This window comes from Gilliamella sp. ESL0443 (assembly GCF_019469165.1).
GTDB classification, from domain to species: domain Bacteria; phylum Pseudomonadota; class Gammaproteobacteria; order Enterobacterales; family Orbaceae; genus Gilliamella; species Gilliamella apicola_E.
In genome coordinates this window covers 1,641,584-1,656,869 of record NZ_CP048263.1, presented here as the reverse complement: position 1 = coordinate 1,656,869, position 15,286 = coordinate 1,641,584, and the positions used below count along the sequence as shown (strand labels likewise).

Sequence of the window (15,286 nt, the reverse complement as noted above, 5' to 3'; positions counted from 1 at the left end):
AGTATACTTATTCGTGATTCGCACTTTTTATTAAAATTTAGCTTAAAATTGAGAATTTGATATGAAATTTAAACCTGTGCTTTATAACAAGAAAGATGTTTTTAATTTAACTAAACGCATTTTATATAAGGGCTTTTTTTCGTTATTGGAATACCGTTTTCAATACCGTAAATTTGATGGTTCAATCAGTGAGGTGGTGAGTCGCGAAATTCTGGAGCGTGGCCATGCTGTGGTGCTTTTAGCATATGATGATAAGCGTGATGAAGTTGTGCTTATTGAGCAAATTCGGATAGCTGCAATTGAGACAGAAGATTCGCCTTGGATGTTAGAGTTGATTGCCGGGATGATGGATCATGAGAATGAGTCGATTGAAGAAGTAGCAAAACGAGAGGCCTTGGAAGAGGCGGGTATTGTTGTTGGGCAATGTAAGCCAATTATTAGTTATCTTGCATCACCAGGTGGTTTAACTGAGAAGTTACATGTTTTGGTTGGTCAAGTTGATGCTTCAACCGCAAAAGGTGTGCACGGTTTAGCTGAAGAAAACGAGGATATCAAGGTTCATGTAGTCAGCCGTGAGCAAGCTTATAAGTGGGTTGAAGAAGGCGTAATTAATAATGCGGCATCAATTATTGCATTACAATGGTTACAACTTAATCATTCGACACTAAGAAATGAGTGGAAATAAGCTATTTTTGTTAAATTCAGGAAATTATTGCTTCCCTAAAAATAAATTTTATTTTACAATTTAGTATAACATCATGATTTAAAAATAAAAAATTGTGATGTTGATCACAATATCAATTCTATTGCTGGCATGATTTCATATATATAATTATTGAGGTAGATTTTGGCGTCACTTTTAACGCTTCAAATAAAGAATAAGCATTGTGCAAATATTTTGCATATTACTGATACACATCTGTTTGCTGATGAGGATGGTGCTTTATTAGGCATTAAGTCAAATGCGAGTTTTTTATCGGTTATTAATGAAATTAAGCGCGGTAATAGAAAGTATGATTTGATCGTTGCAACAGGTGACTTTGTGCAAGATGGTTCGAAGAAATCCTATGCCCGCTTTGCCGAGCAGATTAAGCAGTTTAATACGCCATGTGTTTGGTTGGCTGGTAATCATGATAATTTTAGTTATATGCAGGAAGTTTTTTCGAATTACCAACTGGCTGAAAATAAAGTGGTATCGCTAGGTGATAATTGGTTGATTGTGCTTTTAAATAGCCAAGTTGTTGGTCAGGCATGTGGTTTGTTACCTCAATCTGAGTTGCAATTTCTTGAAAAGACGTTATTAGCTCATACTGATAAAAATGTGATGGTCTTTTTGCATCACCATCCTATTAGTTCGGGTTGTCATTGGTTAGATGAGCATATTTTAAAAAATAGTAATGAACTTGAGGAAATCGTTAAAAAATTTCCTTCAATAAAAGGTCTTGGTTGGGGGCATATTCATCAACAACAAGATCATGTTTGGCATAATTGCCACGCGTTTTCTACACCATCTACTTGTTTTCAATTCAAGCCAAATTGTTATGAGTTTCAATTATCTAATGATGAAGCTCCAGGCTGGCGTGAAATTAAGCTTAATGAAGATGGAACAATTGAATCTAGCGTTTTCCGTATTGCAGATAATCTGTTTTTGCCTGATGTTTCGCAAAAAGGTTACTAATATCTATCTTTTCAAAGGTTACTCAAACGTTAATTTTTACAACGATTGTTTAGAGCAATGGAGCAAAAAAATAAAATAGTCTTTCAACAATCCGTTGCCAGATTGGTCGTTTTTTCCATTTTTCAATATCCACTTTATCTGATTGTGATAAATATTGTTCTAACAGTGTAGATAGTGATTTTGCAAACTGTGCATCATCAATTACCGTTGTGATTTCAAAATTGAGCCATAAACTTCGCATATCTAAGTTAACGGTTCCAACTAAACTAAGTTGGTTGTCGATTAATACACTTTTGGTATGGAGTAAATTATCATTAAATTGATAAAGCTTAACCCCACCGTTTAATAATTCAGAAAAGAATGCTCGACTTGCCCATTTGACCATTAGCGAATCATTCTTTTTAGGTACGATGATGATTACTTCAACACCTCGTTGAGCGGCTGTACATACTGCATGTAAAATATCATCACTTGGTACTAAATATGGCGTTGTGAATATAATTTGTTCTTGAGCTGAGTAGATTGCGGTTAAGAGTACCTGATGGATCATGTTTTCAGTATAACCAGGACCTGAAGCAATCAGTTGCATAATATGTTTTTTATCTTCTGGCGGCTCTGCGAAATCAGTAATTTGAGGTAGGGCTAAATATTTTCCTGTTTCTAGCTCCCAGTCACTGGCGTATATTGCACCCATTAGTGTGGTTACTGGACCACACATTCTGATCATGATATCAACCCACTCCCCAACATGTTTATTTTGTTTGAAGAATCGTGGATCTACGATGTTCATGCTACCTGTATATGAGATGTAGTTGTCAATAATGGCGACTTTTCGATGTTGTCGTAAATCAAGTCGTCTAAACATAAATCTTAATAGATTTACTTGTAATGCTTCGATGATGGTTATGCCAGCGTCTCGCATTCTTTGGCTGGCTTTGGAGCGAATAAAATGTCGACTACCGGCTGAGTCAATCATTAGGCGACAGGTGACGCCTCGTTGTGTGGCTTGTATAAGCGCTTGTTCAACATCGTCAGCTCTACCACCTTCGTTCCAGATGTAAAAGACCATTTCGATATTTGACTTGGCTTGATTTATGTCTTGAATTAGTTGGTCAAAAATGGCATCGGTATTGCTCAGTAATTCAATGTGGTTGCCTCTGATCCCATCAAGACCTGTTTGATGTTTACAGAGTTGAAAAATAGGTTTGCTAACCTGGCTGACTTTGGTGGTAAAGATGTCAGGAAAAGCACTTAATCGATTAATAAATTTTGTAATAGTCGGGCGCATTTTTTGCGCACGTTTGGCTCTTTGTTGCCCAAGATGAGCTTCACCTAGTGCAAAATAGAGAATGACACCAATTATAGGTAATATATATATTACTAACATCCATGCGATTACGTAAGTGGTTGGTCGTCTTTTAAAGACAATACGTAAGGTGGTTGACACAATAAGCAACCAGTAAACAAGAAATATTAATGTACTTACTAAGGCATGAAATGATGTAAATTGCATAATTATCAGCTATAACTTAAGTTTAGTTTACTAATTGGGTCTTTAGTACAATCGAAATTTTGAAATATTTCAGGCAACGGTTTTGGATTATTATGTTTATCTACAGAAACATAAGTAAATGTCGCGTCAGTAATGCAGAAGCGTTGTGTTGCATTGTCAGCATCTGTTATTTTTTTTATCCAAACTTCAATACCAATTGTAATGGATGTTGTACCGGTTTTTATACAATGAGCATAACAACAAACAACATCGCCAACCATTGCTGGTTTGTAGAAGGTGATACTACTTGCATTTACTGTTACTACTCTTCTTTTAGCAATTTCTTTAGCTAAAATACCACCGGCTAAATCCATTTGTGACATTATCCACCCGCCAAATATATGGCCATGAGGGTTGGTGTCTGCTGGCATGGCTAAAGTGCGTAAAACGAGTTGTCCATTAGGGTTGTCTTGCGTCATGTTGAAAGTACTCCTACTTATATTTTTTTATCCGTTATCAGCCATTTTATTCATATGCCGATAGATGTAAATGCCCGATATCAATGACATGACTAATGATGCAATCGGTAAAATAAATACTTTGAAGATCCAGAAGAAATCACTTGATGCATAATAGGTTGCAACTAGGCTAAATGAACCGCAAACCGTAAAAAAAGCGATCCATATCAAGTTGAGTTTATTCCAAATAGCGATATCGAGATGTATCTCTTTACCTAACATTTTTTGTAGTAGATTTTTTTTGAAACCAAACTGACTAATAGATAATGCAGCAGCAAATAAGAAGTTTATGATGGTTACTTTCCATTTAATTATGTCTTGATTTTGCGTATAAAGTGTTATGCCACCAAAAATCATTATCATCAGATAGGAGACGAGCTCGACTTTATCAATTTTTTTATACATAACAAGAATAATTAAAAATGAGATGGTTGCTGAAACCATCAAGGCTTGTACGCCAACAAAAATATCGTAAATTGTTAAAAATATAAAAAAGACGATAAGTGGTATAAAATTTAATAGCTGCTTCATTTAATTATTAACCTGAAAGATAAAAGTAAGAGTTCTCAATAAGTGAAAAGCCTATTAAATAGGCTTATTTTTTTGTATGAAGTTCCGGATGAGTTTTACAGTTACCTGATTTGCAATGACCATAAAGATATAAGCTATGAAAGGTGAGTTCCACGCCATATTGCTCTGCAATTTCTTTTTGACGTTTGTTGATAATTTCGTCTCGAAATTCAAAAACTTCTCCACAATCTAAACAAATTAAGTGGTCATGATGTTTTTGTGAGGCAAGCTCAAAAACGGCTCTTCCTCCTTCAAAATTGTGGCGTGTTACAATACCCGCATCATCAAATTGATTTAATACACGATATACAGTAGCAAGACCAATCTCTTCGCCCATATCAAGTAGTTTTTTATAAAGATCTTCCACAGTAATGTGTTGGCATGAAGGATCGCGTAGTAATTCTAAAATTTTTAATCGCGGTAACGTAACCTTTAAACCCGCACTTTTGAGTGCTGCATTGTTATCTTTATCATGATTTGTCATATTACATTCCAATTTAGTTAATTAATTAGGCATATTATAAAATATGAACGGAAAATAAAATAAATCACTCTGATAGATCAAATATTCATTTCGGTTTTTACTTGGTTTACCCAATTATTAATTCTTTCTTCTGTTAATTCTGGTTGGCGATCTTCATCAATGGCTAAACCTACAAAGTGGTTGTCATCAACTAAGCTTTTAGATGCTTCAAAACTGTAACCTTCAGTAGACCAATGACCAACAATTTTTGCGCCTTTAGGTTCGATAATATCGCGGATTGTTCCCATTGCATCACAAAAATATTCAGCATAATCTTCTTGGTCACCACAGCCAAATATTGCGACTGTTTTGCCATTAAAGTCAACGTTTTCTAAGTTAGGAAAAAAATCATCCCAATCCGCTTGAGATTCGCCGTAATACCAAGTTGGGATACCAAAAAATAAGAAGTCATATTTTTCGATATGTTCTTTTGTTGTTTTTGCAATATCAAAAAGATCTGCTTTGTCTGTACCTAAAATTTGTTGGATTTGTTTAGCTACATTTTCTGTGTTGCCTGTGTCACTACCAAAAAAAATTCCAACTTGTGCCATATTTTTACCTTTACTGTTTTTACAATATACATATTTTGAGTATAACACTGTCGGTAGTTATCAGCAATAATTCTCAATAACTCCAAACATAAGTAATTATTTACTACACAATTTTTTCAACTTGAATTAAAATTAGCCACTATTTTATGGCAATCGACGTTTCGGAATTATTTATGAATCTGCATGAGTATCAATCAAAACACCTATTTAAACAATATAATTTGCCAGTGCCAGAAGGTTATGTGTGTAATTCAATCGATGAAATACAAGATACATTGGCTGAGCTCTCTTCTCAATCTAATGCTTGGGTAGCAAAGTGCCAAGTTCATGCAGGTGGACGTGGTAAGTCAGGTGGGGTAATTTGTACTAAAGATTTTAATGAAATTAGATTGTTTGCTGAAAAATGGTTAGGTCAATATTTAGTGACTTATCAAACAACGTCTAAAGGGCAACCAGTTAATAAAATTTTAATTGAAAAAGCGTCTAATATAGAGAAAGAGCTTTATTTAGGGGCGGTTGTTGATCGTAGTACAAAACGCATTGTGATTATGGCATCTACCGAAGGTGGTGTTGAGATCGAAAAAGTCGCTGAGCAATCGCCACATTTAATTCATAAAATATCACTCGACCCTTTAACAGGACCATGCGGATATCAAGGCCGAGAGTTAGCTTTTAAACTTGGTTTAACCGGTAAATTAGTCAATCAATTTGCTAAATTATTTGTTAATTTTGCTAATCTTTTCATTGAAAAAGATGTTTCTTTAGCAGAAGTCAATCCTTTAGTTATTACCGATACACAGGAGTTAATCTGTCTAGATGCTAAAGTTGTGCTAGATGATAATGCTATGTTTAGACATCCTGATTTAGTCGTATTAAGAGATACTACACAGGAAGACGAACGGGAGTCGATAGCGGCTAAACAAGGCATTAGCTATGTATCTTTAGATGGCAATATTGGTTGCATGGTTAATGGCGCAGGCCTTGCTATGGCAACTATGGATATGATTAAACTTTATGGTGGTGAGCCAGCAAACTTTTTAGATGTTGGTGGTGGCACGACAAAAGAACGGGTTGCCGAAGCCTTTAAATTGATACTTTCTGATAAAAATGTGAAAGCAATATTAGTCAATATTTTTGGTGGTATTGTTCGCTGCGATCTTATTGCTAATGGCATTATTGATGCAATTAAGGAAATAGGTTTGACTGTTCCTGTTGTCGTTCGTCTTGAAGGTAATAATGCAGAACTAGCAAGAGATATTTTAGCTAAAAGTAAATTAAATGTTATTACCGCAAAAAGTTTAGTCGATGCAGCCCAACAGATCGTCAGTGTTGCACAATAAGAGAATGGGTGGAGAATAATTACTATGTCAATTTTGATTAATAAAGATACAAAAGTTATTTGTCAGGGATTTACTGGCAGCCAAGGTACATTCCATTCTGAACAAGCACTGGCTTATGGTACTAAATTAGTTGGTGGCGTAACACCAGGCAAAGGTGGTACGACACATTTAGGTTTACCTGTTTTTAATACTGTTAAAGAAGCGGTTGAAACAACAGGTGCAACTGCAACCGTTATTTATGTTCCCGCTGCATTTGGTAAAGATTCAATTTTAGAAGCCATTGATGCAGGTATAAAATTAATCGTCTGTATTACAGAAGGCATTCCAACCATGGATATGCTTATTGTTAAAGAAAAATTAACCCAAAATGATGTTGTGATGATTGGTCCAAATTGCCCAGGAATTATTGTTCCTGATGAGTGTAAAATTGGTATCATGCCTGGACATATTCATTTAGCTGGTAAAGTTGGGATTGTTTCGCGTTCAGGTACGCTAACTTATGAAGCAGTTAAACAAACAACCGATATTGGATTAGGCCAATCCGTTTGCGTCGGAATCGGTGGTGATCCCATTCCCGGCAGTGATTTTATTTCAATATTAAAATTACTCCAACAAGATCCTAAAACAGAAGCAATAGTTATGATTGGTGAAATTGGTGGTAGCGCAGAAGAAGAAGCCGCCAACTATATTAAACATAATGTTACTAAACCTGTGGTTGCTTATATAGCTGGTGTTTCGGCCCCAGCCGGCAAACGTATGGGACATGCAGGTGCAATCATTTCTGGCAATAAAGGTACTGCAGCAGAAAAAACTAAAGCACTGCAATCAGCAGGTGTTACTGTTGTAAGTAGCTTAGCGCAAATTGGTGAAGCAATAAAAAAACATTTTTAAGTTTTATTTTTTTGACATTAATCAATTTTTATTCATTAAATTTTGTTGTACAATAATAACGTTACAAAATTTGTGGGCATTTAAGGATAAGGGAGCGCTTTATGTTAGATATAGTAGAACTGTCACGCCTTCAGTTTGCACTCACTGCGATGTATCATTTTATTTTTGTACCATTAACGCTTGGTATGGCGTTTATGCTTGCAATTATGGAAACGGTATACGTTGTTAGTGGTAAGCAAGTCTGGAAAGATATGACTAAATTCTGGGGTAAACTATTTGGTATCAACTTCGCTGTTGGTGTTGCTACTGGTTTAACTATGGAATTTCAGTTTGGTACAAATTGGTCTTATTATTCGCATTATGTAGGTGATATTTTCGGTGCACCGCTTGCAATAGAAGGATTAATGGCATTTTTCTTAGAATCAACCATGGTTGGTTTATTCTTTTTTGGATGGGATAGATTAAGCCGTGGCAAGCATTTAATGGTCACTTGGTGCGTGGCTTTTGGTTCTAATCTTTCTGCGCTCTGGATTTTAGTTGCCAATGGTTGGATGCAGTTCCCTGTCGGTTCAGACTTTAATCCGATTAACTCAAGAATGGAAATGCAAAGTTTTTTTGAGTTAATTACCAATTCTGTTGCTCAATATAAATTCGTTCACACCGTAGCAGCGGGTTATTTAACTGGTGCTATTTTTGTCTTAAGTATTAGTTCATATTATTTACTCAAAAAACGTGATTTACCATTTGCTAAGCGCTCTTTTGCTGTAGCTGCAGTATTTGGTTTTATTATGTCAATTGTGGTCGCTATTATGGGTGATGAAGCTGGTCATGAAATGACTACTGTACAGCCGGTTAAATTAGCTGCAATTGAAGCTGAATGGGAAACTCAACCAGCACCTGCATCGTTCAACGTTATAGCGTTCCCTTCACAAGAGAAAAAAGAGAACTTGTTTGCGGTTGAAATTCCTTATGTGATGGGAATTATGACAACTCGCTCATTAGATACCAAAGTAACTGGTTTAAAAGATATTTTAGCGGATAATGAGACTCGAATTCGTAATGGTATTGTCGCTTATTCTAGTTTAGAAAAAATTCAAAAAGGCGATAAAGACCCTGCGGTTTTAAAAGCCTTTGAAGATAATAAAGTTGATTTAGGCTATGGTTACCTAGTTAAACGTTTTACCGATAAAGATAACCTAACAATTCCAGAAGCTACTGAAGAACATATTAAAGCAGCGACTGAAGATTCAATCCCAGCTGTATGGCCTTTATTCTGGGCATTTAGAGGAATGGTTGGCTTTGGTTTATTAATGATTTTAGGTACTGGCCTTGCTTTATGGTCAACTTACAAAAATAAAATTGGTGAAAAACGTTGGTTATGCCGTTTACTTCTTTTATCACTCCCATTCCCTTGGTTAGCATGTGAATGTGGTTGGTTTGTTGCAGAATATGGTCGTCAACCTTGGGCAATTCAAGACATATTGCCAACTGGAGTAGCTAATTCATCATTAACTCCAGGTGAAGTACTATTCACTATGGTTCTTATTTGTGGACTTTATACAATGTTCTTAGTTGCTGAGATGTTCTTAATGTTTAAGTTTGCTCGATTAGGACCAAGCTCTTTAGGTACTGGCAGCTATCATTATGAAAAAACACAATCGATATCAGAATAAGGCATAGGGAGTATATACAATGATTGATTATGAAATTGTAAGAGTCACCTGGTGGGTGCTGATTAGCGTTGTGTTAATCGCCTTTGTTGTCACCGATGGATTTGATATGGGTGTTGGTATCTTACTACCATTTATTGGCAAAACTGATACTGAACGCCGTATTATGATAAATGCAATAGCACCGCACTGGGATGGTAACCAAGTTTGGTTAATTACTGGTGGTGCAGGTATTTTTGCTGCTTGGCCGATGGCTTATGCGGTATCTTTTTCCGGATTTTATATTGCGATGATTTTGGTGTTATGTGCACTGTTTTTTAGACCAATTGGGTTTGATTATCGTAGTAAATTAGAAAATTCTAAATGGCGTAATATGTGGGATATTGCAATCTTTTTAGGTAGCTTTGTTCCTGCTCTTGTTTTCGGTGTTGCATTCGGAAACTTGTTAGAAGGCGTTCCATTTAGATTTGATAATAGTTATCGCTCTTTTTATGATGGTTCATTTTTTGGTTTACTTAACCCATTTGCAATATTAGCAGGTGTTGTGAGTTTAATGTTAATCGTTGCTCATGGTGGTGCTTGGTTGCAAATGAAAACTTCTGGTGAACTTTATTTAAGAGCAAGAAAAGCAACTCAAATAGCTAGTTTAATTATGTTAATTGCATTTGTATTAGCTGGAGTTTGGGTTGCCTTCGGTATTCATGGTTATGAGGTAACTAGCGCTATAGATCCTAATGGTGTTTCAAACCCATTGAGCAAAACTGTTTCGACAGATGTTTCATGGTTAAAAAATTACATGAACTATCCAATATTATGGGTTGTACCAGCTTTAGGTGTTTTATTACCTTTATTTACTATTTTATTTTCTAGTTTAAATAAAAATGGATTAGTGTTTTTATCTTCTGCACTAACCATTGCTTGTGTATTACTGACATATGGTATTGCGACATTCCCATTCATCATTCCTTCAAGCATTATGCCAAATGCGAGTTTGACAATTTGGGACGCATCTTCTAGCCAATTAACACTTAATATCATGTTTGGTGTAGCACTAATCTTTGTACCACTCATTCTGTTCTATACCACATGGTGTTACATTAAGATGTTTGGCCGTTTAGATAAAAATCATATTGAAAATAATAAACATTCACTTTATTAAGGATTTATTATGTATTACTTTCTATGGTTAGCAGGATTAATTGCAGCTTGTATGCTTGCAGTTGTTACAGGACTTTGGCTTGAAAATAACGATAAAGAAACTAAAGAGTCATAAAATAAATAAAAAGGTGGCAAATTGCCACCTTTTTAGTTATAGGGCTGTATATTAGACAAATAATTAACAAATGATAATTGTTTTCATTTAACTATTTTTATATCATAGTGCAGCGAATTTTATAATCATATATAATGACGCAAATTTTTTGTTCAAATTATAAAATATGAAACAATTCAATTGGAATGCAAGAGTCTATTATGAAGACACAGATGCTGGCGGAGTAGTTTATCATGCTAGGTATCTAGCCTTCTTTGAACGAGCTAGAACGGAAATGCTAAGACATCTTGATATTAGTCAGCAAAAGTTATTACAGGAAAGTATTGCATTTGTTGTCAAAAAGATGGATATTAGCTACGATTTTCCAGCCCGTTTAGATGACATGCTAACTATCAGCACTAAGGTTGAGCAAATTCGTAAGGCGTCTATTATTTTTAAACAGACAATTTTAAACCAGAATAAGCAAATTATCAGCAGCGCTGATGTCGTTATTGCTTGTGTCAATATGACTAAAATGAAGCCGTGTGCGCTTCCCAAGTTATTAGTTTTGGAGTTAATTTAAGTGGATAATCTCAATATTATTGATCTATTTTTACAAGCTGGACTTTTAGTACAAGGTGTTATGTTATTGTTATTAGCATTTTCGGTAATGTCTTGGGCTATCATTTTCCAACGTAGCAAAATTTTAAGCAAAGCAAAAAAACAAGTCGAACAGTTTGACGATAGTTTTTGGTCTGCCGAAGACTTAAATGTGCTCTTTGATAAAGCAAAATTCAATAAAGAAGAGATCTGTGGCACAGAACATATTTTCTATTCGGGATTTAAAGAATTTTCTCGTTTATATCAAATTAATCCAAATATGCCTGAAGCTGCATTAGATGGCGCATCTCGTTCAATGCGTTTAGCAATGAATCGTGAATTAGATAACTTAGAATTGCATATCCCATTCTTAGGAACAGTCGGTTCAATCAGTCCATATATTGGTCTTTTTGGTACTGTTTGGGGTATTATGCATGCCTTTATTTCACTTGGCGCAGTTAAGCAAGCTACATTACAAATGGTTGCACCAGGTATTGCGGAAGCGTTAATTGCAACAGCTATTGGTTTGTTTGCGGCGATTCCAGCGGTATTAGCATATAATCGATTATCATTAAGTGTAAGTCGAATGGAACAAAACTATTTGAACTTCATTGATGAGTTTTCTACAATTTTACAACGTCAAGCAGTAGCTGTTAGGAAATAATTATGAGTAGACGTTCACGCTATTCAACCAAATCAGAAATCAATATTGTACCGTTACTTGACGTATTGCTTGTATTAGTATTGATTTTTATGGCGACAGCCCCAATTATTAGTCAAAGTGTTGAAGTTGATCTGCCTGAAGCGACAGAGTCAAAAACTGTTTCACCTTCCGATAATAAACCAATTATTATTGAGGTTTCCGGAGTTGGTGTTTATGCAATAATTATTGATCAAAATCGACAATCGAATATACCTCAAGAGCAAATTGTTGCAGAAGTTAAACAGCAAATGTCATTAAATGATAAAGCAGTATTTTTAGTCGGTGGAGCTAAACAAGTTCCTTATGAAGAAATTATAAAAGCTTTGAATTTGCTTCAATCTGCGGGTGTTAAATCTGTCGGTTTGATGACTCAACCAATTTAAATTAATAATTATAAAAAATGTCAGCAATGTCTAACAAGTTAAGATCAAAACTAAGTCTACCAGTTATCATATCCATTATTTTACATGGTATATTGATTATTGTTTTAGGATATCAATTTATTCCTGATGATAATGGAGAAAATTACGGTAGCATTAATGGTAATTCTATTGACGCAATCATGATTGATCCGTCAGTTATGACCGAACAATATCAAAGACAATTGCAGGCGCAAGTTAATCAGGAAAAAGCAAATCAACAGCGTCAAGAGCAATTAGACAAACAAGTTAAAGAATTAGCCGAAAAAGCCGAAGCCGAAAAAGCTGCTGCTGAAAAGGCTGCTGCTGAGAAAGCCGCTGCCGAAAAAGCTGCCGCTGAAAAAGCCGCTGCCGAAAAAGCTGCTGCTGAAAAAGCCGCTGCCGAGAAAGCTGCTGCAGAAAAGGCTGCTGCAGAGAAAGCTGCTGCAGAAAAGGCTGCCGCAGAAAAAGCCGCTGCAGAAAAGGCTGCTGCTGAGAAAGCCGCTGCAGAAAAGGCTGCCGCAGAAAAAGCCGCTGCAGAAAAGGCTGCTGCTGAGAAAGCCGCTGCAGAAAAGGCTGCTGCAGAGAAAGCCGCTGCAGAAAAAGCCGCTGCCGAGAAAGCTGCCGCCGAAAAGGCCGCAGCTGCAAAAAGGGCTGAGCAAGCAAAAAAGGATAAAGCGCTTAATGATCTCTTAGGCGGTCTTACATCAGGCTCTCCTGATGTTTCCGGTGGTGCAGCTAGTCGTAGAGGTGTCTCAGATGGCGAATTAAATAAATATCGATCGTTAGTACAAAATGCAATTAGCAATAAGTTTATTAATCCGCAAAATCTTTATCGAGGAAAAACTTGTACATTACAAATCCAGATAGCGCCTGATGGTTTATTGCTGAATGTAACCTCAAAAGGCGGTGATGCTGATTTATGTCGAGAGGCTTTAGCAGCTACTAAATTAGCGGTTATACCAAAACCTTCTAGTAAGTTATACAATGAAGTTAAAACAATGACTATTGATTTCCAACCCAAATAAGTAAGATCTGAACTGCTTAAATCTCAATACCATATTTAACTATTCCATCTATTAATAAATAAATATTTCGCATTTTAATAATCAGATGTTGAAAATTTACTAATCATCCCAATATATTCTCTATTCATTCCGAAATAAGTGTTTTAGTAAGAGAAGGAGCAGAATATGACAACAATTGTCAGTGTCCGTCGTGAAGGTCAAGTCGTTATTGGAGGCGATGGGCAAGTTACATTAGGTGAACGAATTATTATGAAGGGTAATGCTCGAAAAGTTCGCCGTTTATACAATAATAAAGTGATAGCAGGATTTGCTGGAGGTACAGCAGATGCTTTTACATTATTTGAATTATTTGAACGTAAATTAGAAATGCACCAAGGTCATTTAACTAAAGCAGCAGTTGAACTAGCCAAAGATTGGCGAACCGATAGGATGTTGCGTAAGTTAGAAGCATTACTTGCTGTAGCTGATGAAACCGCATCATTAATTATTACTGGTACAGGGGATGTTATTCAACCAGAAGATGATCTGATTGCGATTGGATCTGGTGGACCTTATGCTCAAGCTGCTGCAAGAGCTTTATTAGATAATACTTCATTATCTGCACATGATATTGTACAAAAATCGCTATCAATAGCTGGTGACATTTGTGTTTACACCAATAACTTCCAAACTATTGAAGAGCTTAATTACTAATTAAAACTGATTTAAGAGAAATATTATTATGTCTGAAATGACTCCTCGCGAAATTGTAAGCGAATTAAACCAACATATTATTGGACAAGATAAAGCAAAACGTTCTGTTGCTATTGCTTTACGTAATCGCTGGCGTCGTATGCAACTTGATGAAGCATTACGTCATGAAGTTACCCCAAAAAATATTCTTATGATAGGCCCAACAGGGGTGGGTAAAACAGAAATCGCAAGACGATTAGCTAAACTTGCACATGCTCCATTTATCAAAGTAGAGGCCACAAAATTTACGGAAGTTGGTTATGTAGGTAAAGAAGTTGACTCAATCATTCGTGATCTTACCGATTCTGCTGTTAAGATGATTCGTCAAGAAGCAATTGAACGAAATCGTAATAGAGCAGAAGAATTAGCTGAAGAACGTATTTTAGATGTGCTAGTACCGCCAGCAAAAGATGGTTGGGGACAAGTTGAAAACAATAATGATTCAACTGCTAGACAAGCATTTAGAAAAAAATTACGTGAAGGCGCTCTTGATGATAAGGAAATTGAGATTGAAATAGCTGGCGTTAATATTGGTGTTGAAATTATGGCACCGCCAGGTATGGAAGAGATGACCAACCAACTTCAGTCAATGTTTCAAAATTTAGGTGGTCAAAAAACCAAAGCTCGTAAAATGAAGATCAAAGATGCCTTGAAACAGCTAATTGAAGAAGAAGCTGCTAAATTGGTTAATCCCGATGATCTTAAACACGAAGCCATTGAAGCTGTCGAGCAAAATGGTATTGTGTTTATCGATGAGATCGATAAGGTGTGTAAGCGTGGTAATTCATCTGGTCCTGATGTTTCACGTGAAGGTGTTCAGCGTGATTTACTACCACTTGTTGAAGGTTGTACTGTTTCAACTAAACATGGTTCAGTAAAAACTGATCATATTTTGTTTATCGCATCAGGTGCGTTCCAAACTGCAAGTCCTTCAGATTTGATTCCTGAGCTGCAAGGACGTTTACCAATTCGCGTTGAATTACAAGCATTAACTAGTGAAGATTTTGAGCGTATTTTAACGGAACCTAATGCGTCGTTAACAGTGCAATATAAAGCATTAATGGCAACAGAAGGTGTTAATATTGATTTTACACCAGATGGGATTCGTAAAATTGCTGAATCTGCTTGGCAAGTTAATGAACAAAATGAGAATATCGGTGCTCGCCGTTTGCATACTGTGCTTGAACGTTTGATGGAAGAGGTTTCTTTCGAAGCCAGTGAATTGGGTGGTCAAACCATTACAATTGATGCTAAATATGTCAGCGATCATCTTGATAAACTTGTTGCTGATGAAGATTTGAGCAAATTCATTTTATAATCAAATAGATTAATTGAATAAA

Annotated in this window: 18 protein-coding genes; 13 read left to right on the top strand and 5 right to left on the bottom strand. The window is 35.9% G+C overall.

The features are described from left to right. The first annotated feature begins 61 nt into the window (after nucleotides 1–61). Nucleotides 62–685 (top strand): ADP-ribose diphosphatase, encoded by a 624-nt coding sequence (gene nudF, locus GYM76_RS07595; RefSeq protein WP_220225073.1) that lies wholly within the window; start codon nucleotides 62–64, stop codon nucleotides 683–685. 162 nt (nucleotides 686–847) lie between these two features. Continuing rightward, nucleotides 848–1,678 carry a 3',5'-cyclic-AMP phosphodiesterase gene (gene cpdA / locus GYM76_RS07590; RefSeq protein ID WP_220225072.1) on the top strand — a complete coding sequence of 277 codons (831 nt, stop codon included), beginning with the start codon at nucleotides 848–850 and terminating at the stop codon, nucleotides 1,676–1,678. A 49-nt stretch (nucleotides 1,679–1,727) separates the two neighbouring features. Here the strand turns inward: cpdA and cls are convergent, their stop codons facing one another. The 5 genes from cls to fldA form a co-directional block, all read right to left on the bottom strand. Next, nucleotides 1,728–3,191, bottom strand: coding sequence for a cardiolipin synthase (gene cls, locus GYM76_RS07585; protein ID WP_065734259.1), 1,464 nt, complete (start codon nucleotides 3,189–3,191; stop codon nucleotides 1,728–1,730). A gap of 5 nt (nucleotides 3,192–3,196) precedes the next feature. Beyond that, nucleotides 3,197–3,649 (bottom strand): acyl-CoA thioester hydrolase YciA, encoded by a 453-nt coding sequence (gene yciA / locus GYM76_RS07580; protein ID WP_065562254.1) that lies wholly within the window; start codon nucleotides 3,647–3,649, stop codon nucleotides 3,197–3,199. A gap of 27 nt (nucleotides 3,650–3,676) precedes the next feature. Next, nucleotides 3,677–4,219 carry an inner membrane-spanning protein YciB gene (locus tag GYM76_RS07575; protein WP_220225071.1) on the bottom strand — a complete coding sequence of 181 codons (543 nt, stop codon included), beginning with the start codon at nucleotides 4,217–4,219 and terminating at the stop codon, nucleotides 3,677–3,679. A gap of 64 nt (nucleotides 4,220–4,283) precedes the next feature. Beyond that, a complete protein-coding gene (gene fur, locus GYM76_RS07570) occupies nucleotides 4,284–4,742 on the bottom strand; it encodes a ferric iron uptake transcriptional regulator (RefSeq protein ID WP_065562252.1) in 459 nt (152 codons plus the stop codon). A 77-nt stretch (nucleotides 4,743–4,819) separates the two neighbouring features. Continuing rightward, entirely contained in the window at nucleotides 4,820–5,332 is a 513-nt protein-coding gene (fldA, locus tag GYM76_RS07565; protein WP_065562251.1) for a flavodoxin FldA, read from the bottom strand. 173 nt (nucleotides 5,333–5,505) lie between these two features. Between fldA and sucC the strand changes: the two genes are divergently transcribed. The 11 genes from sucC (at nucleotide 5,506) to hslU (ending at nucleotide 15,264) form a co-directional block, all read left to right on the top strand. Then, the gene (gene sucC / locus GYM76_RS07560; RefSeq protein ID WP_065562250.1) at nucleotides 5,506–6,672 is read left to right on the top strand and encodes an ADP-forming succinate--CoA ligase subunit beta; all 1,167 of its coding nucleotides are present in this window, start codon (nucleotides 5,506–5,508) and stop codon (nucleotides 6,670–6,672) included. Between the two features lie 24 nt (nucleotides 6,673–6,696). After that, the gene (gene sucD / locus GYM76_RS07555; RefSeq protein WP_220225070.1) at nucleotides 6,697–7,563 is read left to right on the top strand and encodes a succinate--CoA ligase subunit alpha; all 867 of its coding nucleotides are present in this window, start codon (nucleotides 6,697–6,699) and stop codon (nucleotides 7,561–7,563) included. Nucleotides 7,564–7,664: 101 nt separating this feature from the next. Next, nucleotides 7,665–9,236: a cytochrome ubiquinol oxidase subunit I gene (locus GYM76_RS07550; protein ID WP_220225069.1), complete on the top strand. Its 1,572-nt coding sequence runs from the start codon at nucleotides 7,665–7,667 to the stop codon at nucleotides 9,234–9,236. A gap of 19 nt (nucleotides 9,237–9,255) precedes the next feature. Further along, complete coding sequence (gene cydB / locus GYM76_RS07545; RefSeq protein ID WP_065562247.1) at nucleotides 9,256–10,392, top strand: cytochrome d ubiquinol oxidase subunit II; 1,137 nt, start codon at nucleotides 9,256–9,258, stop codon at nucleotides 10,390–10,392. A gap of 9 nt (nucleotides 10,393–10,401) precedes the next feature. After that, complete coding sequence (gene cydX / locus GYM76_RS07540) at nucleotides 10,402–10,506, top strand: cytochrome bd-I oxidase subunit CydX (RefSeq protein WP_065562246.1); 105 nt, start codon at nucleotides 10,402–10,404, stop codon at nucleotides 10,504–10,506. 166 nt (nucleotides 10,507–10,672) lie between these two features. Further along, nucleotides 10,673–11,068 carry a tol-pal system-associated acyl-CoA thioesterase gene (gene ybgC, locus GYM76_RS07535; RefSeq protein WP_220225068.1) on the top strand — a complete coding sequence of 132 codons (396 nt, stop codon included), beginning with the start codon at nucleotides 10,673–10,675 and terminating at the stop codon, nucleotides 11,066–11,068. After that, the gene (gene tolQ / locus GYM76_RS07530) at nucleotides 11,069–11,749 is read left to right on the top strand and encodes a protein TolQ (protein WP_065734266.1); all 681 of its coding nucleotides are present in this window, start codon (nucleotides 11,069–11,071) and stop codon (nucleotides 11,747–11,749) included. A gap of 2 nt (nucleotides 11,750–11,751) precedes the next feature. Then, entirely contained in the window at nucleotides 11,752–12,171 is a 420-nt protein-coding gene (tolR, locus tag GYM76_RS07525; RefSeq protein ID WP_086364301.1) for a colicin uptake protein TolR, read from the top strand. A gap of 17 nt (nucleotides 12,172–12,188) precedes the next feature. Beyond that, nucleotides 12,189–13,214, top strand: coding sequence for a cell envelope integrity protein TolA (gene tolA, locus GYM76_RS07520; protein WP_370632545.1), 1,026 nt, complete (start codon nucleotides 12,189–12,191; stop codon nucleotides 13,212–13,214). Nucleotides 13,215–13,379: 165 nt separating this feature from the next. Next, entirely contained in the window at nucleotides 13,380–13,907 is a 528-nt protein-coding gene (hslV, locus tag GYM76_RS07515; protein ID WP_065562241.1) for an ATP-dependent protease subunit HslV, read from the top strand. Nucleotides 13,908–13,935: 28 nt separating this feature from the next. Then, nucleotides 13,936–15,264 carry an HslU--HslV peptidase ATPase subunit gene (gene hslU, locus GYM76_RS07510; RefSeq protein ID WP_065734269.1) on the top strand — a complete coding sequence of 443 codons (1,329 nt, stop codon included), beginning with the start codon at nucleotides 13,936–13,938 and terminating at the stop codon, nucleotides 15,262–15,264. Nucleotides 15,265–15,286 lie beyond the last annotated feature (22 nt).

Bases quoted from the DNA above. Each gene is read 5' to 3' on its own strand.
- fur (WP_065562252.1), bottom strand. From the start codon at position 4,742: ATGACAAATCATGATAAAGATAACAATGCAGCACTCAAAAGTGCGGGT.
- tolR (WP_086364301.1), top strand. From the start codon at position 11,752: ATGAGTAGACGTTCACGCTATTCAACCAAATCAGAAATCAATATTGTA.
- hslU (WP_065734269.1), top strand. From the start codon at position 13,936: ATGTCTGAAATGACTCCTCGCGAAATTGTAAGCGAATTAAACCAACAT.
- ybgC (WP_220225068.1), top strand. From the start codon at position 10,673: ATGAAACAATTCAATTGGAATGCAAGAGTCTATTATGAAGACACAGAT.
- yciA (WP_065562254.1), bottom strand. From the start codon at position 3,649: ATGACGCAAGACAACCCTAATGGACAACTCGTTTTACGCACTTTAGCC.
- tolA (WP_370632545.1), top strand. From the start codon at position 12,189: ATGTCAGCAATGTCTAACAAGTTAAGATCAAAACTAAGTCTACCAGTT.
- sucC (WP_065562250.1), top strand. From the start codon at position 5,506: ATGAATCTGCATGAGTATCAATCAAAACACCTATTTAAACAATATAAT.
- cydX (WP_065562246.1), top strand. From the start codon at position 10,402: ATGTATTACTTTCTATGGTTAGCAGGATTAATTGCAGCTTGTATGCTT.
- GYM76_RS07575 (WP_220225071.1), bottom strand. From the start codon at position 4,219: ATGAAGCAGCTATTAAATTTTATACCACTTATCGTCTTTTTTATATTT.
- nudF (WP_220225073.1), top strand. From the start codon at position 62: ATGAAATTTAAACCTGTGCTTTATAACAAGAAAGATGTTTTTAATTTA.
- sucD (WP_220225070.1), top strand. From the start codon at position 6,697: ATGTCAATTTTGATTAATAAAGATACAAAAGTTATTTGTCAGGGATTT.
- GYM76_RS07550 (WP_220225069.1), top strand. From the start codon at position 7,665: ATGTTAGATATAGTAGAACTGTCACGCCTTCAGTTTGCACTCACTGCG.
- cydB (WP_065562247.1), top strand. From the start codon at position 9,256: ATGATTGATTATGAAATTGTAAGAGTCACCTGGTGGGTGCTGATTAGC.
- hslV (WP_065562241.1), top strand. From the start codon at position 13,380: ATGACAACAATTGTCAGTGTCCGTCGTGAAGGTCAAGTCGTTATTGGA.
- cls (WP_065734259.1), bottom strand. From the start codon at position 3,191: ATGCAATTTACATCATTTCATGCCTTAGTAAGTACATTAATATTTCTT.
- fldA (WP_065562251.1), bottom strand. From the start codon at position 5,332: ATGGCACAAGTTGGAATTTTTTTTGGTAGTGACACAGGCAACACAGAA.